General features: G+C 40.5%; 21 protein-coding genes. 14 read left to right on the plus strand and 7 right to left on the minus strand.

What is annotated here, in order from left to right; all coding sequences use genetic code 11:
- Positions 1-98: 98 nt before the first annotated feature.
- On the plus strand, positions 99-2,288 hold the full coding sequence (locus PISS_RS12605) for a fasciclin domain-containing protein (RefSeq protein WP_058155199.1): 2,190 nt from the start codon (positions 99-101) through the stop codon (positions 2,286-2,288).
- A 70-nt stretch (positions 2,289-2,358) separates the two neighbouring features.
- Here the strand turns inward: PISS_RS12605 and PISS_RS12610 are convergent, their stop codons facing one another.
- A complete protein-coding gene (locus PISS_RS12610; protein ID WP_058155200.1) occupies positions 2,359-3,183 on the minus strand; it encodes a sterol desaturase family protein in 825 nt (274 codons plus the stop codon).
- A complete protein-coding gene (locus tag PISS_RS12615) occupies positions 3,173-3,622 on the minus strand; it encodes an SRPBCC family protein (protein WP_013465770.1) in 450 nt (149 codons plus the stop codon). Before PISS_RS12615 ends, PISS_RS12610 begins: the two co-directional genes overlap by 11 nt.
- Before the next feature lie 96 nt (positions 3,623-3,718).
- Here PISS_RS12615 and PISS_RS12620 point away from each other — a divergent pair, with 96 nt between their 5' ends.
- On the plus strand, positions 3,719-4,717 hold the full coding sequence (locus tag PISS_RS12620) for an AraC family transcriptional regulator (RefSeq protein ID WP_013465771.1): 999 nt from the start codon (positions 3,719-3,721) through the stop codon (positions 4,715-4,717).
- 93 nt (positions 4,718-4,810) lie between these two features.
- Positions 4,811-5,572 carry a substrate-binding periplasmic protein gene (locus PISS_RS12625; RefSeq protein WP_013465772.1) on the plus strand — a complete coding sequence of 254 codons (762 nt, stop codon included), beginning with the start codon at positions 4,811-4,813 and terminating at the stop codon, positions 5,570-5,572.
- Here PISS_RS12625 and PISS_RS12630 read toward each other — a convergent pair.
- Positions 5,569-5,979 carry a nucleotide triphosphate diphosphatase NUDT15 gene (locus PISS_RS12630; RefSeq protein ID WP_016900495.1) on the minus strand — a complete coding sequence of 137 codons (411 nt, stop codon included), beginning with the start codon at positions 5,977-5,979 and terminating at the stop codon, positions 5,569-5,571. The genes PISS_RS12625 and PISS_RS12630 overlap by 4 nt on opposite strands.
- A 203-nt stretch (positions 5,980-6,182) precedes the next feature.
- Between PISS_RS12630 and PISS_RS12635 the strand changes: the two genes are divergently transcribed.
- Together PISS_RS12635 and PISS_RS12640 are read left to right on the plus strand one after the other, a co-directional pair.
- Positions 6,183-8,072 carry a propionyl-CoA synthetase gene (locus PISS_RS12635; RefSeq protein WP_058155201.1) on the plus strand — a complete coding sequence of 630 codons (1,890 nt, stop codon included), beginning with the start codon at positions 6,183-6,185 and terminating at the stop codon, positions 8,070-8,072.
- Between the two features lie 119 nt (positions 8,073-8,191).
- On the plus strand, positions 8,192-9,460 hold the full coding sequence (locus PISS_RS12640) for a mechanosensitive ion channel family protein (RefSeq protein ID WP_058155202.1): 1,269 nt from the start codon (positions 8,192-8,194) through the stop codon (positions 9,458-9,460).
- A gap of 3 nt (positions 9,461-9,463) precedes the next feature.
- Here the strand turns inward: PISS_RS12640 and PISS_RS12645 are convergent, their stop codons facing one another.
- Positions 9,464-10,348: a LysR family transcriptional regulator gene (locus PISS_RS12645; RefSeq protein WP_013465776.1), complete on the minus strand. Its 885-nt coding sequence runs from the start codon at positions 10,346-10,348 to the stop codon at positions 9,464-9,466.
- 110 nt (positions 10,349-10,458) lie between these two features.
- Here PISS_RS12645 and PISS_RS12650 point away from each other — a divergent pair, with 110 nt between their 5' ends.
- Together PISS_RS12650 and PISS_RS12655 are read left to right on the plus strand one after the other, a co-directional pair.
- Positions 10,459-11,601, plus strand: a complete 1,143-nt coding sequence (locus PISS_RS12650) for an alkene reductase (protein ID WP_029610021.1) — start codon at positions 10,459-10,461, stop codon at positions 11,599-11,601.
- Positions 11,602-11,856: 255 nt separating this feature from the next.
- Positions 11,857-13,044: a GGDEF domain-containing protein gene (locus PISS_RS12655; protein ID WP_232311325.1), complete on the plus strand. Its 1,188-nt coding sequence runs from the start codon at positions 11,857-11,859 to the stop codon at positions 13,042-13,044.
- A gap of 69 nt (positions 13,045-13,113) precedes the next feature.
- Here the strand turns inward: PISS_RS12655 and PISS_RS12660 are convergent, their stop codons facing one another.
- Positions 13,114-13,641: a hypothetical protein gene (locus PISS_RS12660; protein WP_058155204.1), complete on the minus strand. Its 528-nt coding sequence runs from the start codon at positions 13,639-13,641 to the stop codon at positions 13,114-13,116.
- Between the two features lie 291 nt (positions 13,642-13,932).
- On the opposite strand from PISS_RS12660, the gene PISS_RS12665 reads away from it, so the two are divergent.
- Both PISS_RS12665 and katG read left to right on the plus strand, forming a co-directional pair.
- The gene (locus PISS_RS12665; protein ID WP_024601432.1) at positions 13,933-15,273 is read left to right on the plus strand and encodes an L-cystine transporter; all 1,341 of its coding nucleotides are present in this window, start codon (positions 13,933-13,935) and stop codon (positions 15,271-15,273) included.
- Positions 15,274-15,588: 315 nt separating this feature from the next.
- Positions 15,589-17,856, plus strand: a complete 2,268-nt coding sequence (gene katG / locus PISS_RS12670) for a catalase/peroxidase HPI (protein WP_058155205.1) — start codon at positions 15,589-15,591, stop codon at positions 17,854-17,856.
- Positions 17,857-17,917: 61 nt separating this feature from the next.
- On the opposite strand, the gene PISS_RS12675 is transcribed toward katG, so the two are convergent.
- Entirely contained in the window at positions 17,918-19,798 is a 1,881-nt protein-coding gene (locus PISS_RS12675) for an MFS transporter (RefSeq protein WP_058155206.1), read from the minus strand.
- 226 nt (positions 19,799-20,024) lie between these two features.
- Here PISS_RS12675 and PISS_RS12680 point away from each other — a divergent pair, with 226 nt between their 5' ends.
- The 3 genes from PISS_RS12680 (at position 20,025) to PISS_RS12690 (ending at position 21,929) form a co-directional block, all read left to right on the plus strand.
- A complete protein-coding gene (locus PISS_RS12680) occupies positions 20,025-20,804 on the plus strand; it encodes a DUF2189 domain-containing protein (RefSeq protein ID WP_013465783.1) in 780 nt (259 codons plus the stop codon).
- 177 nt (positions 20,805-20,981) lie between these two features.
- Positions 20,982-21,401 carry a CBS domain-containing protein gene (locus PISS_RS12685; protein ID WP_016900499.1) on the plus strand — a complete coding sequence of 140 codons (420 nt, stop codon included), beginning with the start codon at positions 20,982-20,984 and terminating at the stop codon, positions 21,399-21,401.
- 165 nt (positions 21,402-21,566) lie between these two features.
- On the plus strand, positions 21,567-21,929 hold the full coding sequence (locus PISS_RS12690; RefSeq protein WP_058155207.1) for a DUF2237 family protein: 363 nt from the start codon (positions 21,567-21,569) through the stop codon (positions 21,927-21,929).
- Between the two features lie 33 nt (positions 21,930-21,962).
- Here the strand turns inward: PISS_RS12690 and corA are convergent, their stop codons facing one another.
- Positions 21,963-22,919: a magnesium/cobalt transporter CorA gene (corA, locus tag PISS_RS12695; protein WP_016900502.1), complete on the minus strand. Its 957-nt coding sequence runs from the start codon at positions 22,917-22,919 to the stop codon at positions 21,963-21,965.
- A 348-nt stretch (positions 22,920-23,267) separates the two neighbouring features.
- Between corA and dps the strand changes: the two genes are divergently transcribed.
- Both dps and PISS_RS12705 read left to right on the plus strand, forming a co-directional pair.
- Positions 23,268-23,792: a DNA starvation/stationary phase protection protein Dps gene (dps, locus tag PISS_RS12700; RefSeq protein ID WP_013465787.1), complete on the plus strand. Its 525-nt coding sequence runs from the start codon at positions 23,268-23,270 to the stop codon at positions 23,790-23,792.
- 185 nt (positions 23,793-23,977) lie between these two features.
- Positions 23,978-25,720 carry a SulP family inorganic anion transporter gene (locus PISS_RS12705; protein WP_058155208.1) on the plus strand — a complete coding sequence of 581 codons (1,743 nt, stop codon included), beginning with the start codon at positions 23,978-23,980 and terminating at the stop codon, positions 25,718-25,720.
- Positions 25,721-26,010 lie beyond the last annotated feature (290 nt).

Consider the following 26,010-nt stretch of genomic DNA (forward strand, 5'->3'; position numbering starts at 1 on the left):
CGTACAAAAATAACGCTCCTTTTTTTGATCAATACAGAGTTTGGCTACGTAGAGTTCACAAAGCTGTAACACTGTAACATTCAATTAAAGGAAAAATTATGAATAAAGTATTTAAGCTCGGTGCTATCATACTTCCCTTGTTACTCATTCAAGGTTGTAGTAGCGACGACGATAACAACGCCCCTGTCACTGTAGATCCACAACCAGCTGTTTCTGTTTTTGATGCCGCGCAGGACTCTGGAGAATTCACTACCCTTGTTGCAGCTTTAGAAGCAACAGGTCTAGATGAAACACTAGACGATTTAACTAACAGCTATACCGTTTTTGCTCCTACTGATGATGCATTTGCGTTATTAGGTGAAGAAACTATCAATAATTTATTAGCTGATCCTGATACTTTAAGCTCAATTTTAACTTACCATGTGATCTCTGGCAGAGTAGATGCGCAAGCAGCAATTGGTTTGGCTGGGTCAACCGTTGAAACGGTAAACGGACAAAGTATTGCACTGTCTTTAAATGGTGAAAGCTTATTAGTTAATACCAGCACGGTAACAATGACCGACATTAAAACCGACAACGGTATTATTCATGTTATTGACGCAGTACTTACACCAAAAACGGTTTCAGAAACACCGTCAACCAACAACATTGTTGAAATAGCTCAAAAAGCAGGCGACTTTAGTACTTTGCTTGCCGCACTTGACGCTGCAGGCTTAACATCGGCACTAGCGGATACGTCGAAAGAGTTCACCGTTTTTGCGCCTACCGACGCTGCATTTGAAGCAATTGGTAGTGGTTTTTTAAATACACTGCTGGCAAACCCTACAGTTTTAGCGGATGTTTTAAAGCAGCATGTGCTTGTTGGGTCAGTTGATTCAGTCACTGCAATGTCTTTAAACGGCCAATCAGCTGAAACGCTATTAGGCAATACACTTCCAATTGCGATAAACGCAGATACAAATATGTTGTCGTTTGGCGGTGCAAACATCATTGTTAAAGATATTATGACTTCTAACGGTGTTATCCATGTAATCGATTCGGTTATTATTTCTGATGTAACCTTACCGCAAAGCGCAGGAACAATTGCTGATATAGCCAGTGCAAATGGTAACTTTACTACACTTCTTGCTGCGCTAACGGCAACAGGCTTAGATACGTTAGTTGCTGATCCAGATAACACTTTTAGTGTATTTGCTCCTACGGATGATGCATTTGCAGCGCTCGGTCAGGATACAATTAATGCGCTGTTAGCTGATACAGATACACTTCGTGATATCTTGCTTTACCATGTATTCCCTGACGCCACTGTTTTATCTGATGACGCTGTAGCCATTGCTAATAGCAATAGTAACAAAGTAGAAATGGCCAATGGCGACATGGCTGCTATTTCTTATGTAAATAGCTCGCTATTTATCAATGATTCGACAATCACAGAGGCAAATGTAACCGCTAGCAACGGCGTTATTCATGTATTAAATAAAGTGATTATGCCACCGGCTGAAGTCGGCACACCGACTAAAACTATTGCAACAGTTGCCACAGAAACGCCTGCATTATCTACATTAGTAACTGCACTGCAAGCAGCAGGGTTAGTTGATACGTTTAACGATACCACTCAATCATTTACTGTATTTGCACCAACAAATGCGGCATTTAGTAAAATCCCTTCCGCTGATTTAGATGCCTTATTGGCTGACACCGCTGCACTAACAGGTGTTTTGACTCAACATGTATTAGGCGCTCAAGTTGGAAGTACCGATGCATTTGCAGCCAATGGTAAAATGGTCACTACACTTGCTGATAATATGCTAAGCGTAAACGTGGTAGATTTTACCAGTACCGAAAATACAGCAACAGACAGCGTAGCTTATGATGCAACAAATAATCGTTTAGTAACGGGTATGGCCGATGCAATGCCTGGTAAAACCGTGTATGTATTTGATAACGACTTAGGTGAGGCAATGAGCGTATGTGAAGCAGCTTGTGCAACAACGTGGCCACCCGTGTTAGGCACTGCGGCATCGATTGAAAATATTCCGGGTTTATCATTGATTGCTCGCTCAGATGACAGCATGCAAGTAGCTTACCTTGGCCGCCCTTTATATACCTTCTCAGGTGATACGGCATTTGGTCAGAATAATGGTCAAGCTGTGAACGATATTTGGTGGCAAGTAAGCTTACCGGCTACATCACTACAAGTAGCTGGCAGCAATGTAACAACCACTGATATTTACACTAGTAATGGCGTTGTACACTTAATTGATACAGTGATCACAACGGCCAAATAACTAAATTTTACTGTGAGATAAGCCAGGAGTGATGCTATTTGCTCCTGGCTTTTTTTATATAAAAATAGGCTTACTTATTACTACTTTGAGAGCTTGTTGGGTAGCCAAACAACACGTTTAACTTGGCTTTTAACCCTTTAGCTTGGTAAGTACTTTTAAATAAATACTGCCACTGATGAAAGGTGATTTTGATTGGGTTATTACTGTTTAATTGACCAATAATGCCGTATTTACAGGGCTTGTTTTCATCCTCTTCTACATAAGTGCCAAATAATTTATCCCAAATAATTAAAACGCCAGCGAAGTTTTTATCTAAGTAGCCATTATTTATAGCGTGGTGCACCCGATGATGCGATGGGGTATTAAATAATTCTTCAAACCAACCGAGCTTTTTTACCACTTGCGTGTGTACAAAAAATTGATAAGCCAAATTAAGTGCCACCACCGCAAAAACAATCACAGGCTCAAAGCCTATTAATATCATCGGCAACCAAAATAGCCACATTCCCGCCAGCGGATACATTAAACTTTGCCTAAATGCCGTGGTAAAGTTCATTTTAGTAGAACTATGATGCACTACATGAGCGGCCCATAACCAATGAATATGGTGTGATGCACGATGAAACCAATAGTATAAAAAGTCTTGCAGTAAAAAAGCGCCTAATACAGTAAATAGCGTCAATTCAATATCAAATAGCCGAAACTGATACAACCAATAAAAAAACGGCATTAATAATAATAACGCAATGGCATCAGCGCCTTGATGTAATAAAGCAAGTAACGCGTTGGCTAAGCTGTCTTTTATATCGTAGTAACGTCTAAATTTTATAAACTCAACCCCTACAAACAGCAAAAAAATAGGGCTCAGTGCCAATAAAATAATTTCAATGCTCATGACCTTTCTCCTGAAAATAGCTGGCTATTTTTTTAAGTGCTTGGCTAACATCTTTTTTTATAAAAAAAACCAGTATAAAGTCGGGTAACCACAAAGGCGCAATACAACGAATATGGTAGCTGATCTCGGTGAGTGATGGCTGAGTATTATTGGCTTTTAAGTAAATATCACCACGGTGCTGTGCAACGGGTTTATCCCCTAAAATGCAGTAACAAATGTGGCTATTATCGGCCGTTATTATTTGCTCCTTAAATGTTGTACCTTGCATTTTTATTTGTCTAATGGTGCCTTTTCCACCACTTATTTCACCCGAGTCTTGCGGTGTTAACACTTCAAACTGCGCATTAAAAAAGCGCCCCAAATCAGCATGCGCTAATAATAAGGTGCGTAATTGTTCAGGCGTTGCTGCCACACTATGTTTAACGTTTATCTCAATCATTGTGTGCCCCATATTATTTTTATAGATCTCTAGCATATAAAAATATTGCATGGCAAACTTGCGATTAGATGACTATTTTTTAGCTTTAGGCGACAAATGAAAACCTTAGCCGATCATTACTTTTCTAGCTGTTTGGATTATCTTCAAAGCACAGGATTAGATAGCCAAGAGATACTAACTGCCATTGAATTTGATGAATATACAAATAAGCAAACACAACAATTAGCGCCACGTATTAGCTTAAAAAGCTATAATGCGCTGCTTAGTTATGCACAGCAAACGCTAAATGACTCCTTATTCGGGTTTGAATTAGGAAAACAAATACGTACCGCTGATTTTGGTGTACTTGGGTATTTAATTGAATCGAGTACTAATCTAGCCAGTGCCATTACTGCATTACTGAGCTACGACAGTTTAGTGGCTAACATAGGGCGTGCTGAGTTTGAACAGCAACAAACACTTTGCAAGGTAACCTGGTTAGCAGACCCACAGTGCAGTCCACAGGCCGTATTACGAAATATGACCGCGTGGGTAAGTGTTATACGCCAACTGCTTAATCCTCAGCTTTCGCCTAGTTGCGTTTATTTTACAGCACATTTTTCAGACAGTGAGTTACAACAATTAGCGCAATGGTTTAATTGCCCAGTAAAAGCTGGCGCTAACTTTAATCAAGTAGAGTTTCCAAGTAGTTACTTAACCCTTCCTTTTAAAACCGATAACTCCCAGATTAACGCTGTGCTAAAGCAAATGTCAGAGCAACAGCTATCCCAGTTTAAAAGTCAGCAATTATTAACAGAAAAAATTAATCATATTTTAATGGCTAAATACGATTTGCAGGACTGCTCACTGATCAGAACGGCTAGTGCTTTAAATATGACCCCGCGCACAGTGCAACGCCACCTAAAGCAAGAAAACACCAATTTTGCCGCTCTTCTTGAGCAAGAGCAAAAACGCCGTTTGTTAACTTATATTCCTCATTATTCGCTAAGCAGTATTGCAACTATGTTGGGGTTTAATGATCAAAGCTCTTTTAATCGCGCCTTTAAGCGCTGGTATCAATGCTCACCTCGTCAATTTATAAAAAACAATAATTAAACAATTTGATTACCTAAAACACACATTTAACGTGTACCTTTTTATTGATTTTATTTACACTAGCCTCATGTATTGCTTTAAAGACAATTATTTATGCGTTTGCGTATGATGTTAACTGTTTTTGTATTGGTTTTTTATAGTGCGGCCTGTCACGCAAACCCGGTTACCTTCATCGCTGAAGATTTGCCTCCTTATCATTTTAAAAACCCTCAAGGTGAAGCGCAGGGTGCCTTAGTAGATATCGCTAAAGCAGTATTAAAAGGCACGGCTTTAACAGCAACGTTTGAAATAATGCCGATGGCGCGTATGTTTCAACAACAACAAGCCAATCCTAATGCCATCATGCTGTCACTGTTAAAAACGCCAAACAGAAACAGCCAGTTTAAGTGGCTGGGAAAAGTGTATTTTGCAGATGCATACCTAGTAAGTTTACGCAGTCATAACGATGAAGTGATTCACTTAAACTTTGCCAAAGAATACAAAGTAGCCACTATTCGCGGTTATTCTGCACAAGCTTATTTAGAAGCTCAAGGCTTTACTGAAAGTGAGAATTTAGTCTTAGTCAGTTACTACCAGCAGCTATGGAGAATGCTGTATAAAAATCGTATCGATTTTGTGGTGACTAACACCCTCACCCTTGAAAACGAGTTAAAGCGAGCAGGGCTCGACCCAAACTTAATTACTAAGCGTATACATTTAGATGAGCTACCTTCTTCTCTTCACTTTGCAGCAAGTAAGCAGCTTAACCCGCAAACAGCGAAAATTATTACTGATAGATTAAACGCGATAAAAGAAAGCGGTGAATACCAACAAATTTTAAATAAATGGCAACTCCCTATTCCAACGCGCCTTTAGTATTGAGTAGGTAAAACGCCTTGCGTTAAGTAATTTTTTAATGAAGTAAATAAAGGTGAAGGTAAGTTATTAATATCGCACCAACGCCACTGTAAACATTTGTTAGGCTCTTTATTTACAGGCTCGCCACCTTCATACTTTGCCTGTACATATAAGGTAATATAGTGCTTGTTCTCAGCGCTAAAAATATCGTTGGTAAAATCGAGTTTACGAATATTAGTAACAGTAAGCCCAGTCTCTTCAGCGACTTCACGCACTGCACATTGCTCTACCGTTTCACCAAATTCTAAATGCCCCCCAGGGGTTGCCCAGGTATTTGCACCATGTGCGCCTATTCGCTCACCGAGTAAAATTTTATTATCATGCATTACTATCACTGCAACGCCTACTCTGACAACTTGACTCATTATTACCACATTAAATAGTTCATCATTTTTATATGTTACCTCATTTAAATCATCAAACTAGTCGTTAGTTCTTTATAAACCATAGCGTTAGCTAAAAACCACACAATCCGTTCATTATTTAACCGACCATAGTCGAATATCACTCCTGATAAAAAGCGCTTAGTTTTAAATAAAGTTATATTAAATTTTGCTCAGGAGCCTTTATGTCAGGTGAATACAAACAACACTACAACGAGTTTAAACAAAACCCGGCAGCGTTTTGGTTATCGCAAAGTAAACGCCTCCCTTGGTACCAGGCTCCCGAAACAGCTTACACACAAGATGAAAACGATTTATATCACTGGTTTGCCGACGGCCAACTTAATAGCTGCTTTTTAGCGGTAGATCAGCATGTTATTGCCGGCCATGGTGATGAAACAGCGTTAATTTATGACTCACCCGTAACCAATACCGCGCGCAGCTACAGCTACTTTGAACTACAACAAGAGGTCGCTAAATTCGCAGGAGTAATGCAGTCTTTAGGCGTAACAAAAGGAGACCGCGTGGTTATTTATATGCCCATGATCCCCGAGGCCGTAATTGGTATGTTAGCCTGCGCCCGCATCGGCGCTATTCATTCGGTCGTATTTGGCGGGTTTGCAGCGCATGAGCTTGCCGTAAGAATTGATGACGCCAAGCCTAAGTTAGTACTCAGTGCTTCTTGCGGTGTGGAAGTGAATACCGTAATTGAATACAAAGAGTTACTTGATAACGCCCTCGAATCAGCCTCTTATAAAGTAGAACATTGTATTATTTATCAGCGTGAACAAGTAACTGCACCACTTATGCCTGAGCGTGATATTGACTGGGCTGTTGCAATGCAAACAGCTACTGGCGTTGATCCTGTTCCGGTAAATGGCGATCACCCGCTTTATATTTTATACACGTCAGGCACAACCGGTACTCCCAAGGGAGTTGTTCGTGAAAATGGCGGCCATGCCGTTGCCATGCATTACAGCATGGAAACCGTATACGGAATGAAACCTGGTGACGTGTTTTGGGCCGCTTCGGATATTGGTTGGGTTGTAGGCCATTCCTACATAGTGTATGCCCCGCTTATGTACCGCTGTGCCACTATTTTATTTGAAGGTAAACCAGTTAGAACCCCAGATGCCAGTGCATTTTGGCGAGTGGTTGAACAGTATAAAGTAACGGCTTTATTTAGCGCACCGACAGCCTTTAGAGCGATAAAAAAAGAAGATCCCAATGCCGATGGGTTTAAACAATACGATACTTCAAGTCTGAAACGCTTGTTTTTAGCAGGCGAGCGCTTAGATCCCCCGACCTACGATTGGCTCAAAGAAAAAACAGGCCTACCTGTGCTTGATCATTGGTGGCAAACCGAAACTGGTTGGGCGATAGCCTGTAATCCTGTCGGCATTGAGCACCTACCTACAAAAGCAGGCAGTTCAACGGTTGCGACTCCTGGGTTTGACGTACGTATTTTAGATATGAATGGTGACGAATGCGCCCCCAATGAACAAGGTGCAGTCGTTATTAAACTGCCTTTACCGCCAGGATGTTTACCCACTATTTGGCAAAATACCGAACGCTTTAAAGCCGGTTATTTAAGTGAATATGAAGGCTATTATCTTTCTGGCGACGGCGGTTATATTGATGATGATGGCTACCTATTTATTATGGGCCGCACCGATGATGTGATTAATGTCGCGGGACATCGTTTATCAACCGGTGAAATGGAAGAAATTGTAGCCGCTCATCCCGCGGTTGCTGAATGTGCCGTATTTGGTGTTAATGATGCGCTCAAGGGTCAAAACCCCATGGCCATGGTGGTATTAAAAAATGATTTTCATGGTTCGCATAAAGAAGTAGAGCAGCAATTGGTGCAAACCGTGCGTAATCAAATCGGCGCTATTGCGTGTCTTAAAAATATTATGTGTGTAGAGCGCTTACCAAAAACACGCTCAGGTAAAATTTTACGCAAAAACTTACGTCAACTTATTGATGGTGAAGAACTACAAATTCCATCAACCATTGACGATCCGAGTATTTTTGAGGAGTTAACTCTGCAACTTGCTGAAAATAAAATATAAATATTATTTTTAAAACGTCTATTTAAGCGCGGCTTAAATAGACTTTTCTCGCCCCATCTGCTTAACTAGATTTCATTAAATAGATGAAACTCACGCAAATAAATCTCTTGGGAATATAAATGACTGAAATACGATCGCAGCTGCGAGAATTTTTACTGCAATGGTTTAGTCTTTATTTTCCTGGGAGTGCGCATTTATGGTACAACATATTAGTACTGTGCTGGGTTGGCTTATTTGCGCTCATATTGCACCTCATCTTAAGGTCAGTTTCAAAACGACTACTTAAAGGCCGCTTTAGTGATAAAGTTGTTCAAACCGATACCCACACGCCTGCCGACTTAGCGCTTAAATTAACATGTAATATTTCCTTTGTTTTACAAGGTGCTGTGGTTGTTATACAAGCTAGGCTCTGGGTTCCAGAAGGAACGGCTTTTTTACATATCATTGAGATGTTTACTGATCAGTGGATCATTTTATTTGCACTGCTCTCGCTGTTCTCTATGCTCAATATTTTTCAAGCAATATCTGACAGGCAACCCATTGCAGCTCACTTTCCATTACGTGGTTTTTTACAAACAATTAAACTGATCGCCAGCGTATTAACCGGTATTTTAGCGATTTCATTATTAATGAATAAATCCCCGTTAATATTACTCAGTGGTTTAGGTGCGCTATCGGCTGTACTGCTACTGGTGTTTAAAGACGCTATTTTAGGGCTGGTGGCCGGTATTCAGCTCTCAGCAAACAATATGCTTGCGGTTGGTGATTGGTTAGAAATGCCCAAATACGGCGCTGATGGTGATGTGATTGATATAGCCTTGACCACAGTTAAAGTAAGAAATTGGGATAAAACCATTACCACTATTCCAACCTATGCGCTAATTTCTGACTCATTTAAAAACTGGCGCGGTATGTCAGAATCTGGTGGGCGGCGCATAAAACGGAGTATCCATATAGAAATGAGCAGTGTGCGCTTTTTAGATGAGCAAGAGATCACCGCGCTGAAAAAAGCAGATTTATTGAGTCACTACCTCGAAATTACCCTACCGGCTATTAACGAGCAAAATACCACGAAAAAAATAGATATGAGCTGTACGTTAAATGGTCGTCGGCTCACTAATGTTGGCACATTTCGTCATTATTTAGTCGCGCTATTAAAACATCACCCACATATTCATCAGGGAATGACACTGATGGTAAGGCAGCTAGAGCCAACTAAAAATGGCTTACCCATTGAGATTTATGCATTTACCAATACAACTAATTGGGGTGAGTATGAAAATATTCAGTCAGATATATTTGACCATATATTAGCGATATTACCCGCCTTTTCGTTACGTGCCCATGAGGCACCAACAGGGAACGATATTCGTCAACTAATTAAATAGTCACTAAATCCGTTTTAATTGCGCTATTAACCACTGGTGAATATCGCTGTTATTTGAACGTGGATGCCACGCTGCAATCACCTTAAATGGCGGTGGTAATAATTCAACTTCAAGCTGTTTCACTTTGGCGTTTGGCAGTAAACGCGATGGGTAAAAAGCAATTAAGTCAGTACTGCAGAGCAAATCGGGGACAAATGAAAAGCCAGGCACTGACATAACAATATTGCGCGCATAGCCCTTATCAGCAAACCATTGGTCGTGAGAGCCTCGTAAGTTAGCACGGGACGCCGAAACCACTAATTGAGGGTGTGCGGCCACTTCAGCAAGGCTCAACGTCGATGTAGAAAACACCGTGTTTTTCCCTGCAATACAAATATGCTGTTCTTCAAATAATGTGTCATAGATTAAGTTTGCAGGGATAAATTCAGGAAAACTAATTAATAAATCCAGCTCTCCTGCACTTATTAATTGATTAACGTTATCAGAGGCAAAGTCACGAATAATCAGCTTTAATCCTGGCGCTTCGCGTCTTGTTATTTCTAATAATTGTGGCAAAAGAGCTGCTATAGCGTAATCAGTCGCACTTATTGTAAATACGCCCTTGTAACTACTTGGGGTAAATTGTTTAGGTATTAATAACGCTTCTACCTGAGTTAATATTTGATTAACGGGCTTCTCTAGTGCAATTGCCTTAGGTGTTGCAACCATTGTATTGCCTTGTCGAATAAAAAGCCGATCGTCAAATAAGTCACGCAATTTTCGCAGCTGCTCACTAATAGCCTGCTGGGTTAAGCCCATTTTGCGCGCCACATCCGACACATTTTTTAGTTTAAGTAATGCACTCAATATTCGTAATTGTTTTATATCAAGCCGAGATATACCATTCATAATTGTATCTTAAACAAAAAAGCATTGTTTCAAATTGTACCTCTTAATCCCTATGCTCACCAGCATTGTAATTGGCGCTAAACAGCATTATTAATTTAAAAGGTATTAAAATGAGTCAACCAAGTAAAAATATCGACAGTCTATTTTCATCAATCAATTTAGGCCCATACACACTTAAAAACCGTATTGTAATGCCGCCACTTACACGCTCACGCAGCACAGTTCCTGGCAATATCCCCAACGAGGTGATGGCCACATATTATGCACAGCGTGCTAGTGCTGGTTTTATGGTTACCGAAGGCACTCAAATTGAACCAAGAGGACAAGGGTATGCCTGGACACCAGGCATTCATTCTAATCAACAAATAGCTGGTTGGAAAAAAGTAACTGATGCAGTACATGCAGAAGGTGGAATTATTTTTGCTCAACTTTGGCATGTTGGCCGCGTTTCACACACCAGCTTACAGCCTAATGAAGCCAAACCTATTGCCCCCTCAGCTCTAATAGCTGATAGCGTTAAAGTCTTTATTGAAACAGGACCGGCTCAAGGCGCTTTAGCCAACCCAAGTGAACCACAAGCTTTAACAACCGATGCAGTAAAAGAGCTTGTTGGCATGTATGCACAAGCTGCCCGTAATGCGCTAGAAGCGGGGTTTGATGGCGTAGAACTGCATTGTGCTAATGGGTATTTAGTAAATCAGTTTATTTCTGAGCACACCAATAAACGAGATGATGAATACGGCGGCTCTCTTACTAATCGCCTGCGCTTTTTAAAAGAAATTGTCGCGGCAGTAAGTGACGTAGTAGGCCCTGAGCGCTTAGGGGTTAGATTTGCGCCCTTATTTAGCAGTACTGATGAAACCCGTGTTTATTTAGGGTTAGTAGAATCAGACCCACACCATACCTACATTGAAGCGATTAAAGTACTTGAACAAGCTGGTATTGCCTACCTTTCAATTGCAGAAGCTGATTGGGACAATGCCCCTGATTTACCAGAGCAATTTTATCAAGCAGCTAGAGCTGAATTTTCTGGGCGTATTATTTACGCTGGCAAGTACACTGTTGAAAAAGCGGTGGCGATGTTAGCTAAAGGTTACGGTGATTTATTTGCTTTTGGTCGCCCTTTTATTGCAAACCCTGATTTACCAGCGCGCATAAAAAATCAATGGCCATTAAATGAAGCCGATACAGCCACTATGTATGGCGGCACTGAGCAAGGTTACAGTGACTACCCTTGCTACAAAAACGATTAATTAATAGGCCATGGATGGCCTATTCAATGTTTAAACGCTTTTTACATCGTCTCCCAGCTTGTTAAATTAAATCTGCTCACTATTTTTACATTTACTAAAATGTCATACATTTGGTTAAAAAATGTCGATAAAAAGCATTAAAGTTAGTTTTAAAGTATTGTTTTTAAATAATTAACAAGCATTAAAGTAGTAATATTTTTTAATATCAATACAATAAGCTTTTATTTTTTTAGGCATCGGTCTTTGGAGCATGGGTTGTTAAAATTAGCAGGAGTTAAATCAACTTCTTTGAGTCTTTTAGCCGTGTGTGGATTATTTTTGTTATTAACTCAATTTCAAACCCAATGGCAAAGTAAGCTCTCTCTTATTAATAATCTTGTTTATCCATTACTGATTATTACCGCTATATTTGCCACTCAGTTTAATCGAAGTCGAGTCGCTATTTTGTGCGCGTTTTGGTTACTTTATTTATGCTCACTTGAATATGCTTTGCCGTGGTCAAGTTGGCTTAAAACGCAATCTGATTGGGTTTTACTATGCGCTGCAAGTTTATTAATGTTGTTAGCCGTGATAAAAGATCGCGCACTTTTATCAATACACACTGCGACCCGAACCTTATTAATTATTCTATGTGGCGGCGCAGCGTTTGCGTGGCTGGCACTGAGTCTGCATTTACAAGGGCTATCATTACAACCTTCTGTTTATACTCAACTGCTTCCTTATTTACCCATAGCTTTACCACTGTCGCTCATTGGCAGCTTACTCATTTGGCAAAGCGTAAGAACACATAACCTGACGCAAACGGCGTTACTCATCACTTTTATTGTGTGGTGCCTTAATCAACAACATGTTATTGATTTTCCTTGGTCTGTCATTGCTGTACTTATGGCTTCTCTGTATTTATTAGCGGTGAGTACCGACTCTTATTATTTAGCTTACAGAGACGATTTAACGAGCTTACCAACGCGCCGCGCACTTAATCAGCTTGCTCTATCATTAGGGCGAAAATACACTGTTGCTATGCTCGATATTGACCACTTTAAAAAATTCAACGACACCTATGGCCATGATATTGGCGACCAAGTACTTAAGCTAGTGGCAGCAAAAATGAGTGGCGTTAAAGGGGGTGGCAAGATTTACCGCTATGGCGGAGAGGAATTTACCGTTGTATTTCCAAGAAAAACAGCTGAGCAGTCAATTCCTGAACTAGAAACACTGCGTCAAAATATTGCAACTTACGACATGGTGATCAGAAACCCAAAACGCACCGATAAAAAATCTCGCAAAGGTAAACAGCCAAGCGACAATAAAACGGTGAACGTGACTGTTTCTATTGGCGTAGCACAAAGAACAGCAAAACAAACCTTTGACGAGGCTTTAAAAAATGCTGATTTAGCGCTTTATAGAGCTAAAAAGAAAGGCAGAAACAACGTAAGCGAATAATGCTTTTATAACGTGGCACGCTAACGTTTAGTCATAGCGTGCCCAAAGGCAACTAATTTTATCTGCAACCTATTGCTTTTCAATCACCGCTTTTAAATTATTTAACGCGGAGACCGAAAAGCCACGATCATAAAAATAAATAATTTTGCCACTCTCATCAAGCAGTATTACGCGGCTGTTGTTAGGGTTTTCGTTACCAGTAAATGCTTGAACTTTATCGCCATCTTTGTAAATTGTGATCACCCCACCCCACAACTCTTTTGGGATCCCTTTGCGCATACCGCTATCAATTAAGGTACTAAACATACGAGGAACCATCCCCTGAATAGTGGGCAACTCATAAGCGGTCACATCCACTGCGCTCATATCTAAACCAATAAGCCAACGATCAATATCAAACTGGCTATCTTGTTTATAACCAATTAACAGCAACGTATTGGGGTTGTTAAAGTCCTCAGGAATGGTGAATGACTGTTGCTCTAAGCTTTCTCCCGTCACAGTAGGAAATTGCTTACCAAGTAGTGCTTGGTTTGGGTATTGGGTTGAACACCCACTAACCACTAAAACCATCACCAGTGCCATTATTGCCTTTAACATACCTCTACTCCCTCTTTTAAATAAAAACTAAAGTGAACAAATTAACTTATTACCGCGTACTAAGGTTACGATTTTAACTGTAGTTAAGATCTTACTTTCATCTAGTAAACGCCATAAATTAAAGAAAATACAATCATATGGGTTAATTTTTTCAACAATGTGCTCATTCGTTATACTTTAATATTATTACTATATTCATTTTAATTCTATACCATAGCGAAAGCGTATTTTGTTAACGTCTTACAAAGCGTTAAAGTGCCGCGCTAATTCACAGCTATAAAAGAGGGTACTATGTCGCTTGCTGTATTATTAATGTTGGCATTATTTGTCGGTTTGCTGTTCGCGATTTATCTTTTTTCGCAAAAAAGCAGCTCTTTATCTCGTACCGTTTTATTTGGCTTAGTGCTTGGTAGCACCTTTGGCTTAGCCCTACAGTTTTTATTTGCCCACTCTCCAGAGACGATTAAAGAAATACTCAGCTGGGTAAGCGTGGTGGGTAAAGGCTATGTCGGTTTATTAAAAATGATCATCATGCCATTGGTATTAATTTTTATGATTGCCGCAGTGGTAAAGCTCGAAAACCAAGGCTCTTTAGGTAAAATATCATTTATTAGTATTTCTGTTTTACTCTTTACCACAGCAATTGCCGCTTTGGTGGGTATTGCTGTCACCTATGGATTTGACCTCAGTATTGAAGGGCTTGTTTCGGGTACTCGAGAAGCCGCTAGAATGGACACCCTACAAAGCAAAGCTGCGAATGTAGCCGACTTAAGCGTGCCGCAAATGCTACTGAGCTTTATTCCTGAAAACCCCTTTGCGGATTTAAGTAATCAACGTTCAACCTCTATTATTGCCACGGTTATATTTGGTGTCCTTGTTGGTATAGCTGCACGTAAAGTAATGCTGGAAAAAACAGAACTTGCCAGCCCAATTCGTAACGGTGTAAACGCCCTACAAGCTACGGTAATGAGCTTAGTTCGCATGGTGATTGCACTCACTCCTTATGGTGTTGCGGGCTTAATGGCAAGCGTCGTGGCAAACTCTAGCAGTAACGATATTTTAAATTTACTTGCCTTTATTGTTGCCTCGTATGTGGCTATTTTATTAATGTTTGTTGTGCATGGCTTATTGCTTAGCTTTGTGGGTGTAAACCCAAAGCATTATTTTGAAAAAATCTGGCCAGTACTGACCTTTGCATTTAGCTCACGTAGCTCAGCGGCCTCCATTCCTATGAATGTCGATGTGCAAATTAACCAGTTAAAAGTACCACCAGCAATTGCTAACTTATCGGCTTCTTTTGGTGCCACTATTGGTCAAAACGGCTGTGCTGGTATTTATCCTGCGATGCTCGCAATGATGGTTGCGCCAAGTGTGGGGATAGACCCACTTACATTTGAGTTTATTTTACCGCTAATTGGTATTGTGGTTATTAGCTCGTTTGGTATTGCAGGTGTTGGTGGTGGTGCTACCTTCGCAGCGTTGGTTGTATTGCCTACCATGGGATTACCTATAGAGGTTGTGGCTTTACTTATTTCTATTGAACCCTTAATAGATATGGCACGCACTGCGCTCAACGTATCAGGCTCTATGACCTCAGGTGTGATCACCAGCAAATTAATGAAAAATCAATAACACAGATTTTAATCTAATAGCCCAGCCTACGCTGGGCTTTTTTATGTCTGCCACTTTCAAAGCTCTTTAATGATTTATTTATTTAATCATTTAACTTTAATAAATCATTTTTATAGATTGTATCAATCGGTTTATTTCGCACACGGTTTTTAGCCCCTCTACTATACTATTCGCACTGCTTAGTCATTCAAGCTTGGTAAACAACAACTTGAATGGAGTAAAAGCTCACTAATTTTTAAATTATTAGATTCTATTTTTAATAATAGTAATACGCTTTGTATATAACGAAATTCGTTAACTTTAAGGAAGCTGACAATGAAAAACCGATCATTTACTAAAAAAGCACTTGTTGGATTTATAAGTATGGCACTTATGTCTGGCTCTGCTTTTAGCCAAGAAAAACCACAAATGTCTAAGCCACAAGGTGCTGTTGGCATGGGTGAGGCTAAAATGGGCGCAACCAGAACAAACCAATTTTGGTGGCCAGATCAACTAAACCTATCTCCTCTTCGTGATCATGATCTACGTTCAAACCCTTATGGTGCAGACTTTAATTATGCAGAGGCATTTAACAGCCTAGATTTAGACACAGTAAAAAGTGATATTGACGCCCTACTTACGCAATCTCAAGACTGGTGGCCAGCGGATTTTGGTAACTATGGCCCATTTTTTATTCGTATGACATGGCACAGCGCAGGCACCTACCGTACGCTTGATGGCCGTGGTGGCGCAGGCGGTGGTCAACAACGTTTTGAACCGCTTAACAGCTGGCCAGACAACGTAAGCCTAGATAAAGCACGCCGTTTACTTTGGCCAATTAAACAAAAATACGGAGAAGCACTTTCATGGTCAGACTTAATCGTATTAGCAGGTAACGTTGCTCTAGAAAACATGGGATTTGAAACCTATGGTTTTGCCGGCGGGCGAACTGACGACTGGGAACCAGACATGGTTTACTGGGGTCCAGAAGTAGAAATGCTTGCCAGCGACCGTGAAGATGCTAGCGGCAAATTAGAACGCCCATTAGGTGCAACGCACATGGGTTTAATTTACGTAAATCCTGAAGGCCCTAAAGGGGTTCCTGATCCAATTGGTTCAGCTAAAAATATTCGTGTGGCGTTTTCTCGCATGGCCATGAACGATGAAGAAACCCTAGCACTTATCGCCGGTGGCCACACCTTTGGTAAAATGCATGGTGCGCACAAACCTAAAGATTGTGTGGGTGCAGAGCCTGCAGCAGCAGGTATTGAAGAGCAAGGGTTAGGCTGGAAAAACAAATGTGGTAAAGGCCACTCTGAAGATACCGTATCAAGTGGTTTAGAAGGCGCATGGACACAAGCTCCTACTCGCTGGTCATCACTATACTTGAGCAACCTGCTTAACTTTGAGTGGAAACAAACTCGCAGCCCTGCAGGTGCCATTCAGTGGATCCCAACGGATGAATCGTTACACAACGCTGTACCTGACGCTCATATCAAGGGTAAGTTTAACGCACCGGTAATGACTACGGCCGACTTAGCATTAAAATTTGACCCAGAGTATCGCAAAATTGCTGAGCGCTTTTTAAATGACCCTAAAGAGTATCAACTGGCCTTTGCTAAAGCATGGTACAAATTGACTCACAGAGATATGGGACCACCACGTAACTTTTTAGGGAAAGAAGTTCCTAAAGAAGACTTAATTTGGCAAGACCCAATTTCAGCAGAGACTAAATCAAACATTGATGCTGGTGCTGTGAAAAAGCTTAAAGCCGCTATTTTAGACTCAAACTTAAGTGTACCTGAGTTAGTACGTGTAGCCTGGGCTTCTGCTGCCAGTTACCGTGACTCTGATATGCGCGGCGGTGCCAACGGTGCACGCATTGCGCTTGCTCCACAAAAGGATTGGGCGGTAAATAATCCAGCCGAAACCGCAAAAGTACTTAACGTATTAAAAGCGATTCAAGCTGACTTTAACGACAGCTTATTTAGCAAAAGCCATGTATCGCTTGCTGATTTAATTGTGCTTGGTGGTAATGTAGCGATTGAAAAAGCAGCGAAAGATGCAGGTTACACAGTAGATGTACCGTTTAATGCTGGCCGTGGCGATGCTACGCAAGCGCAAACTGACGTTAATGCATTTAGTTTATTAGAGCTGCCTGCCGATGGCTTTAGAAACTACTTTGATGCAGAAAAAAGCTATAAGTCGCCAACTGAAATGCTAATAGATAAAGCCGATCAGCTTGACCTAACCGTGCCAGAAATGACCGTGTTAGTAGGCGGCTTACGTTCGCTTGATGCAAACTACAAAGGCACTGACTACGGCGTATTTACTGACAAGCCAGGCACTCTAAATAACGACTTCTTTGTTAATTTATTAGATATGTCGACGGTTTGGAAAAAGTCATCAGATGCGGGGATTTATCAAGGCTTTGATCGTCAATCAGGCGAGCAAAAGTACACTGCTACTTCGGTTGATCTGATTTTTGGTTCAAATTCAGAACTACGTGCAGTTGCTGAGGTGTATGCCTTTGATACATCAAAGCAAAAGTTTGTAGAAGACTTTGTTGCGGCATGGACTAAAGTAATGAACTTAGACCGTTAATTACCATTAAGTAATACAACCATAGCGCTGCAATTAATTGCAGCGCTTTTTTATTATTAAGCTATTTTAAAGCAACCACTCGCTCGCGCAAATCATCGGCATTAACCTTCTGTGCAGCAACCATTTCACCAATAGTCACACTGACCAACGACCACTTTGGTCTAGGCAATCGCCACTTCGTTTTTCGACTAAACATACTGCCCCATAGTCCATCTAAATGGACAGGAATAACAGGCACCGGTGTGCGCTGAATTATTTTTTCAATGCCACGGCGAAATATATCAACCTCGCCATCTCCACTGAGCTTGCCTTCAGGAAAAATTCCCACCAGCTCTCCACGCTCTAGTGCCTGAGCGATATCGTCAAAGGCTTTATTAAACGCCTTAGGATTTGCTTTTTCACTATCAATTGGAATGGCTTTGGCCATTTTAAACAACCAATTAAGTGCTGGTGAATAATAAATAGGGGCAAACACGACAAACCGAATTGGCCTAGGTGACGCGGCTAAAATAAACATCCAATCAACAAAGCTAACATGGTTACTCACCACCACGGCAGCCCCATCATCGGGCATATTAAGCGTTCCCTTAGTGCGTACTCGATACATGCAAATCGCTAAAATATAAATAATAAAACGTAAGAAAAACTCAGGCACTTTGCTATATATGTACAGCGATATCAGTAAATTAAGCCCTGCTAATAACAACAGTAATTGTGAAATCTCCCAGTGTAAAAGCGTTAGGGTAACAATACTTAAAACAGCGCTGCCCACCATAAATAAGGCGTTTAGTACATTATTGGCAGCAATCACTCGTGAACGGCTATCTGGGTGAGTACGCTGCTGAATAAGTGCATACAGTGGCACCGTATAAAAACCCGCAGCTATACCAATACCAGCCATCCAAATAAAGTGCCAGAGCATATCGCCGGTATTAATCACTTGTTCAAGGGTAAGCAGCGATTCATTAGTTTGGCGATAAAACTCAATGCTTGGCTCTTGGCTTAATAAATATAAAAACAAGCTAATTAAAAGCGCCCCAAAAGGCACAATGCCTAACTCAATACGTGAGCGCGATAGCTTCTCACAAAGTAAAGACCCCAATGCAATACTCAACGAAAACACCACTAAAGCTGAGGTAACCACCAGCTCATCGCCTCCCATTACATGTTTTACGTAATTAGGGAGCGCTGTTAGTATCACCGCACCAATCAGCCAAAACCAGCTGATCCCCAATACTGATTTACCCACTGACTCGGTTTGTGCGTTAAGCACATTAAATACACTTTTGGTCGAGGAAATAGGATTAAGCGATACCTTTAAATTAGCATCATTCGCAGCACTTTTTGGTATAAAACGACTACTCAAATAACCAATAACCGCCAAGCTCACTATCGCGATACTGATATAAACAGGGCCTGCAGCTTGAGTTATATAATAAGTGCCAAATACGGTGCCCAATAAAATAGCCACAAAGGTGCCAGATTCAACTAACCCATTAGCTTTGGTTAATTCATGAGGAGCCACATGCTGCGGTAAAATTGAGTATTTTAATGGCCCAAAAAAAGTGCTTTGTAAACCCATTAAAAACACAGTACCTAACATTAACCAAACCTGCTCGGTTAAAATAGATACCACGCCCACCAGCATTATTGGAATTTCGCAAAACTTTACGATGCTGATCAACTTTGATTTTTCCAACTTTTCTGCAATTTGACCAGCCATGCCCGAAAATAAAAAGAATGGCAAAATAAATAATCCCGCAGCCACGTTAGAATAAAAAGCACCATCGGCCACCGTAGCAGCCTGAAAAATTAAAATAAGGAGGATTGATTGCTTGTAAACATTGTCATTTAAAGCGGAGAAAAACTGTGTCACAAACAGAGGTAAAAACCGTTTACTGCTCAGTAAAGCTCCTTGATATTGTTGTTTATTTTCCTTCATTACGGTCTCTTAAAATTAGCTACAGCGTTTAGATTACCACTGTGTAAAAGAAATACGAACCCACTTTTTTAAGTACGTGCTCAAAAATATACCTAATCGCTAACACGCAATAAAAATGATTAACAAATGAACAATGCAACTAAATCTTGCGTATAAGTTGTTTATGAGTTGTAAATAAAACATCTATGTTCTAAAACTAAAAGGTGACTAAAAAAGGAGCATCTTTATGCCAACTACAAACACAATAGACAAAGACACCAAATTCGCACGTTGTTTAGAGTGCAACAAAGTAAATACATTTGCCGCTTTTCATTGGCTTTCGTTAGCGTTTAAGGATATGGCGCGCGCGCCCATGCTGAGCTTAATTTACGGTTTGATCTTCACACTTATTCCCGTAGCGATTGTTTACTCTGTTGTACTTACCGACAGCCACCTTGCCATACTGCCTGCCACGGTTGCATTTGCCTTAATAGGTCCTGTGTTTGCGGTTGGTTTGTACGATGTGGCTTGGGAGCTTGAGAAAGGCCATAAACCTACTTTAAGCCATTCATTAAAATCGATGTTTCGTAACCCTGTAGGTGAGTGGGGTTTTGCCGTGTTACTTATGGTAATTATGATTATTTGGATGCGCTTAGCTGCAATTGTTCATGCATTGTACCCAAGCCATGCAAACCCAACATTTGAAGAGCTTTCGGCGTTTTTAACCATAGGCAGTATTATTGGCGGTATTTTACTGGTTAGTGTGTTTTCAATTTCGGCGTTCACCCCGCAAATTATGATGGAAAGACGCGTTGATATAATGACTGCCGTGGTTTCTTCAATCCATGCAGTTAAAGAAAACTTTGCAGCCATGCTGGTGTGGTCTATTTGTATATTTGTACTTGTGGCACTGGGCTTTGCTGCGGGTGCCGCTGGATTCATTATTATTATGCCACTACTTAGTTACGCTAGTTGGCACGGTTACATTGCGGTTATTAAAACTAAAAAAGAACGTGGCTACGAATAACATTCACCCATAGTCATTTTTTATCACTTAATAAAACGCTTTAGGGTGTTTTATTAAGTGATGCCTGTTTCCCTCCTGTGAATTAAATCTGCAAAAACCTTGATCTCAATAAGGTGCAAAGCTTAAAAAGCGCGCTAATATAATGTGATATACCACACGCTTTATAAAGGAATAAACATGAGTCAAAACGTTGCAGACTTAATGACACCTAACCCATTCTCAGTGAATATAAAAAGTACTTTGCACGACGCACATAATTTAATGAAAGAAAAAAATGTTCGTCACATTCCCGTTATCGACGAAGATGGCGCATTTGTTGGCATGCTTACGCAAAAAATTATGGTCGCCAAAGTAATGGGGATCATGGCTACTTTTGGCGCAAATGCACTACAACGCAAAGAAAAACTCACAAAAGTAGAAGATATTATGGTGAGTGACTTTATTAGTGTCACTCCAGCCCAGCCATTATCAGATGTGGTTAAGTTTTTTGTAGAGAATCGCCATGGCTGTATGCCTGTGGTTAGCGAGCAAGGTCAGCTGGTAGGTATTTTAACCTCTTCTGATTTTGTGCGTTTAGCTGCGGCGCTATTATCTTAACTTAATAGCACAATAAAAAACCTGCGTTTTGAATTTACTCAAAGCGCAGCTATTTTTATAAACAAATACCTACCCAGAAGCCTCTTCATATATAGCTAAGTCACTAACAGCCTGTTATGGTAAGCAGCTCTTTTCAGCAGTTATCACTAAAAGGTAATTTGTTATATGGCTAATCAATTAAATGTACTGGGAACTCGCCTACAACTATGTTGTGGCAATGGCGGCTATACTCGCGAAGGGTTTTGCTATGTGCCAGATTCAGACTTTGGTAATCACAGTGTGTGCGCCATTATGACCGACGAATTTTTGCAATTTTCTAAGGCGCAAGGTAACGATTTAATTAGCCCAAATCCTTTGTATGATTTTGCTGGCTTAAAAGCTGGCGACAAATGGTGCTTGTGCGCAGTGCGTTGGTACCATGCCATTGCTGCGAACGTTGCTCCTCCTGTTGTACTTGAAGCAACAAACCAAAAAGCGCTAGATATTATTCCCCTTGAAGTATTAAAAGCACATCAATATACCGGGTAATGATTTGAGCGCTCAGCTTGCAATATTAAAGTATTATAACCACCCTTTATGTTTAAAAAATAAATAAGGGGCAAAGCCCGACAGCAACATAATGCCAATTGCAAATGGATAACCCCATTCCCATTGTAGCTCAGGCATTATATTAAAATTCATACCATACACACTAGCCACTACTGTAGGCGGTAAGAAAACCACTGAGGCAATAGAAAAGGTTTTAATAATTTGATTTTGTTCAATATTAATAAAGCCTTGTGTTGAATCCATCAAAAAGTTCACCTTGTCGAACAAAAAGGTACAGTGCGACATTAAAGTTTCTATATCGAGTACAATTTCTCGAAGAGATTCGCGCTCATCATTTTGCGCGCCTATACGGCGTATTAAGAACGAAATATTGCGTCGCGTATCCATTAAACATAAACGCACTTTACCATTAGCATCTTCTAAGCGAGCTATGCGACCAACCGCCTCTTCTAAGTCTGAGTTATCTTCTTCAAGTACATAAGCACTGAGCTTCTCTAATTGATGATGCATGTCTTCGAGCATATCCGCGTGGTTTTCAACTTTTTGATCAAATAAAGTGATTAATAATTGTTTTGCTGTATCGCATGCCACCTGACCTTTGCGCGCTCTTAAGCGCAGTAGTCTAAAATCAGCCAATTCCTCATCACGAATAGTAAGTAAGCAATTGTTTTGCAACAAACAAGCTACCGTTACAGTATTAAATCGCCCTTCATTAGGTGACATAAACAATGCATGCACATGTAAACCTTCATTATCGATAAAGCACCTAGACGACGTTTCAATCTCTTCTACATCTACCGAATCTGGAAAAGTTATATTGAGCGTTTTTGCAAGCGCATTTTGCTCCTGCGGTGTTGGATTAATAGTATCAATCCAATGTGCATTCTTTATGGATACTTCAACAGGGGTATCAGGTAAAGGCGCTAACTCTTTGATCACTCCTTGCTCGATGGAAAAAAACCTCAACATACACTTCTCCTTTAATGAATCTTTAAGTTGAGTATATGTAACAGGACATTAATCAACAATGATAATACCTTCATTATAACCACTATAAAGGGCACGCTATTCGCTAACACTTTAAAGTACTGCTGTTTTGCAGAATTTACAAAAAAGTGCATATTTTTCATATGCACTTAATCTTACTGCTTTATCAAGTACTATAAATAAAAATTAAACTGCTATTTTTCAGTTAGTTAAAACTATATCACTATCGGCATGACGATTGCTTCTATAAATATAAGAGGTGTTCGTTATCGCAATTTAAATACTCACTAGAGTAAAGCGAGCACTATTTTTGAAATAGTAGGAGGAATCATGAGTAACAGTAATAATGCAAATAAAGTCGCTGAATTTACCGCTCCCGGTGTAAAAAACGAATCAGCAAATAAAGCAATATCTGTACTAGAAAATCGCATGGTAGCGCTAATTGATTTACAGCTAACTTTAAAACATATTCATTGGAATGTAGTAGGTCCAAACTTTATTGGCGTACATGAAATGCTAGACCCACAAGTAGAAACCGTCCGTGAAATGACCGACACCATAGCAGAACGTATTGCCACTTTAGGCGGCGTCCCAGTTGGCACACCAAAATCGATTGTTGAGCGTCGTACATGGGAAGATTACGCCATAGGTAAAGGCTTAGTAACTGAACACTTAGCCGCATTAGACAAAGTATATAACGGCGTTAACGGTGATCACCGTAAAGCCATAGAATCACTTGCTGAGCTTGATCCGGTATCTGAAGATATGATCATTGCGCAACTTGCAGAGCTTGAGCAATATCAGTGGTTTGTTCGCGCCCACATAGAATCATCTACTGGTCAATTGAATAGCTAATTTTTAAAGCTGTCATTTGACTTACAAAGCCCAGTAACTTGCTGGGCTTTTTTATTTTTAAACTATATTCCTCTTATTAATACACTAGAAATCCCCCTATTTAGCGCATCTAACACGTTTAGTTACTATACTTATTATTAAAGAGAACTTACTATCGACTCCTAATTATTAGCAGGGAATTTGAAGTGTTGTCGCGTCTATATAGCTTTATGCCAGGTTTACACACCTTATTTAATTATCAACGCCAATGGTTTGCAGATGATGTTAGAGCGGCATTATCGGTTGCAGCCGTTGCTTTACCTGTTGCTATAGCTTATGCGCAACTTACAGGCGTTAATGCTGCAGTTGGCCTGTATTCTTGCGTATTACCTATGATGCTTTATGCACTTTTTGGTACCTCTAAACAGCTTATTATTGGCCCTGATGCCGCAACATGTGCGGTTATTGCTGCAGTTGTTACTCCACTTGCTGCAGGCGATAGCTTTAAACATTGGCAATTAGTGATCACCATGACCGCAATGACCGGTTTTTGGTGCTTTATTGCCAGCCGCTTTAAGCTAGGTGTATTAGCCGACTTTTTATCTAAACCAATTTTAATGGGGTTACTAAACGGTGTGGCTATTACCATTATTGTTGGTCAGTTTTCTAAAGTATTTGGCTTTACCTTTGATGAACGCTACTTGCTTGAGCGTTTAGGTGGCGTTCCTACGTATTTATCGCAAACTCATATTCCCACCTTATTAATGGCTTTATTTACCCTCGGCGTTTACTTTGTGTTAAAGCGCTTAAAACCTACATGGCCAGCCTCTATGTTTGCCATTGCACTAGGTGCGGTATTCGTTTGGTTGTTTAATTTAGAGCAATTTGAAATAAAAACCATAGGCACAGTAACCGGTGGTTTGCCTATGTTTAACACCCCAGTCTTTGACGTGGGTATTATTCGAGAACTTGTTGTACCGGCACTCAACTTAGCCATAGTTAGCTTTGTCAGCATGATGCTAACAGCGCGAAGCTTTGCAGCAAAGAATGGATACGACATCGATGCCGATAAAGAATTTAGAGCCTTGGGCATCGCTAATTTAGCGTCAGCATTATCCCAAGGCTTTGCCGTTAGTGGTGCCGACTCACGCACAGCCGTAAACGACGACTCTGGCGGAAAAACCCAATTAGTTTCGATTATAGCTGCCGCTATTATTGGCGTTATCGCTCTTTTTTTAACGGCGCCGCTTGAGTTTATTCCCAGTGCTGCACTCGGGATTGTATTAATAATTGCCTCTGTTCACCTGCTTGATTTAAAGGCAGTCTGGCAATTAAAATTTAAAGATAAGCAGGCATTTTACTTAGCCTCGGCCACACTTTTTGCTGTGCTGTTTATTGGTGTTATACCAGGAATTACCCTTGCTGTATTACTAGGGTTATTTCAATTTATTCGAACTGTTATGCGCCCATCAGACACCATTTTAGGTGTGGATATAAAAGGCGTAGTAAGAAGCTTAGACGAAACAGATAAAGCCAAAGCAGTACAAGGGGTTTTTATATATCGTTTTAATTCTCCTTTAACCTATTTTAATGCCAGTTATTTTAAACGCCGCTTGTTAGAGCAATATGCAAGACAAAAAGACGACACACAATGTGTCATTATTGATGCTGTGCCCTGCTTCACTCATCTTGATTTAAGCGTTATGGCCATGCTCGCAGACCTAGATGTGATATTTAAAAAACGAGGTATTCGATTAGAGCTAGCAGGAAGAAAACGCCAGCTACTTTCTTGGTTTAAAACCGCTGGTATCGCCTCAGGTAAAGACGGTATTTATATTCATTCAGACTTATACATTGCCTTACAAAAAAACAGCGTCAGTCAGCATGTCGACGAGGTTACGATGTTTCAATCGCAAAACTCCGAAGAGATAAATGCAGGTAATAATTAGGGTTATTATTTTTCCTCAACTACACTAGGGTCTGTTGACCTTTGTGGATTAAAATTTGTTCAAACTAGGGGCGGTTTAATCGCGGCGCGAGGTTTGTAACCTAGTGGGCTAAGTAAAAACCGAGTAACAAAGAGTAAATCGTCCCTAGGCAGAACCCTTCGGGCAGCGCCTGTTTGGCATTGATGCTACGTTATCGCCTATTTATGGGGAATAACCACACCACATAGGCTCTGTCTTGCCTAAATACCAAACAGACTGCTGCAAAAGGTCAACAGACCCTAGATGAGTCA

The sequence above is a fragment of the Pseudoalteromonas issachenkonii genome (assembly GCF_002310795.1).
GTDB lineage: Bacteria > Pseudomonadota > Gammaproteobacteria > Enterobacterales > Alteromonadaceae > Pseudoalteromonas > Pseudoalteromonas tetraodonis.

Excerpts from the sequence above, each read along its gene's own strand:
- PISS_RS12605 (WP_058155199.1), top strand. The coding sequence starts at position 99 with ATGAATAAAGTATTTAAGCTCGGTGCTATCATACTTCCCTTGTTACTC.
- PISS_RS12610 (WP_058155200.1), bottom strand. The coding sequence starts at position 3,183 with ATGAGCATTGAAATTATTTTATTGGCACTGAGCCCTATTTTTTTGCTG.
- PISS_RS12615 (WP_013465770.1), bottom strand. The coding sequence starts at position 3,622 with ATGATTGAGATAAACGTTAAACATAGTGTGGCAGCAACGCCTGAACAA.
- PISS_RS12620 (WP_013465771.1), top strand. The coding sequence starts at position 3,719 with ATGAAAACCTTAGCCGATCATTACTTTTCTAGCTGTTTGGATTATCTT.
- PISS_RS12625 (WP_013465772.1), top strand. The coding sequence starts at position 4,811 with ATGCGTTTGCGTATGATGTTAACTGTTTTTGTATTGGTTTTTTATAGT.
- PISS_RS12630 (WP_016900495.1), bottom strand. The coding sequence starts at position 5,979 with ATGAGTCAAGTTGTCAGAGTAGGCGTTGCAGTGATAGTAATGCATGAT.
- PISS_RS12635 (WP_058155201.1), top strand. The coding sequence starts at position 6,183 with ATGTCAGGTGAATACAAACAACACTACAACGAGTTTAAACAAAACCCG.
- PISS_RS12640 (WP_058155202.1), top strand. The coding sequence starts at position 8,192 with ATGACTGAAATACGATCGCAGCTGCGAGAATTTTTACTGCAATGGTTT.
- PISS_RS12645 (WP_013465776.1), bottom strand. The coding sequence starts at position 10,348 with ATGAATGGTATATCTCGGCTTGATATAAAACAATTACGAATATTGAGT.
- PISS_RS12650 (WP_029610021.1), top strand. The coding sequence starts at position 10,459 with ATGAGTCAACCAAGTAAAAATATCGACAGTCTATTTTCATCAATCAAT.
- PISS_RS12660 (WP_058155204.1), bottom strand. The coding sequence starts at position 13,641 with ATGTTAAAGGCAATAATGGCACTGGTGATGGTTTTAGTGGTTAGTGGG.
- PISS_RS12665 (WP_024601432.1), top strand. The coding sequence starts at position 13,933 with ATGTCGCTTGCTGTATTATTAATGTTGGCATTATTTGTCGGTTTGCTG.
- katG (WP_058155205.1), top strand. The coding sequence starts at position 15,589 with ATGAAAAACCGATCATTTACTAAAAAAGCACTTGTTGGATTTATAAGT.
- PISS_RS12675 (WP_058155206.1), bottom strand. The coding sequence starts at position 19,798 with ATGAAGGAAAATAAACAACAATATCAAGGAGCTTTACTGAGCAGTAAA.
- PISS_RS12680 (WP_013465783.1), top strand. The coding sequence starts at position 20,025 with ATGCCAACTACAAACACAATAGACAAAGACACCAAATTCGCACGTTGT.
- PISS_RS12685 (WP_016900499.1), top strand. The coding sequence starts at position 20,982 with ATGAGTCAAAACGTTGCAGACTTAATGACACCTAACCCATTCTCAGTG.
- PISS_RS12690 (WP_058155207.1), top strand. The coding sequence starts at position 21,567 with ATGGCTAATCAATTAAATGTACTGGGAACTCGCCTACAACTATGTTGT.
- corA (WP_016900502.1), bottom strand. The coding sequence starts at position 22,919 with ATGTTGAGGTTTTTTTCCATCGAGCAAGGAGTGATCAAAGAGTTAGCG.
- dps (WP_013465787.1), top strand. The coding sequence starts at position 23,268 with ATGAGTAACAGTAATAATGCAAATAAAGTCGCTGAATTTACCGCTCCC.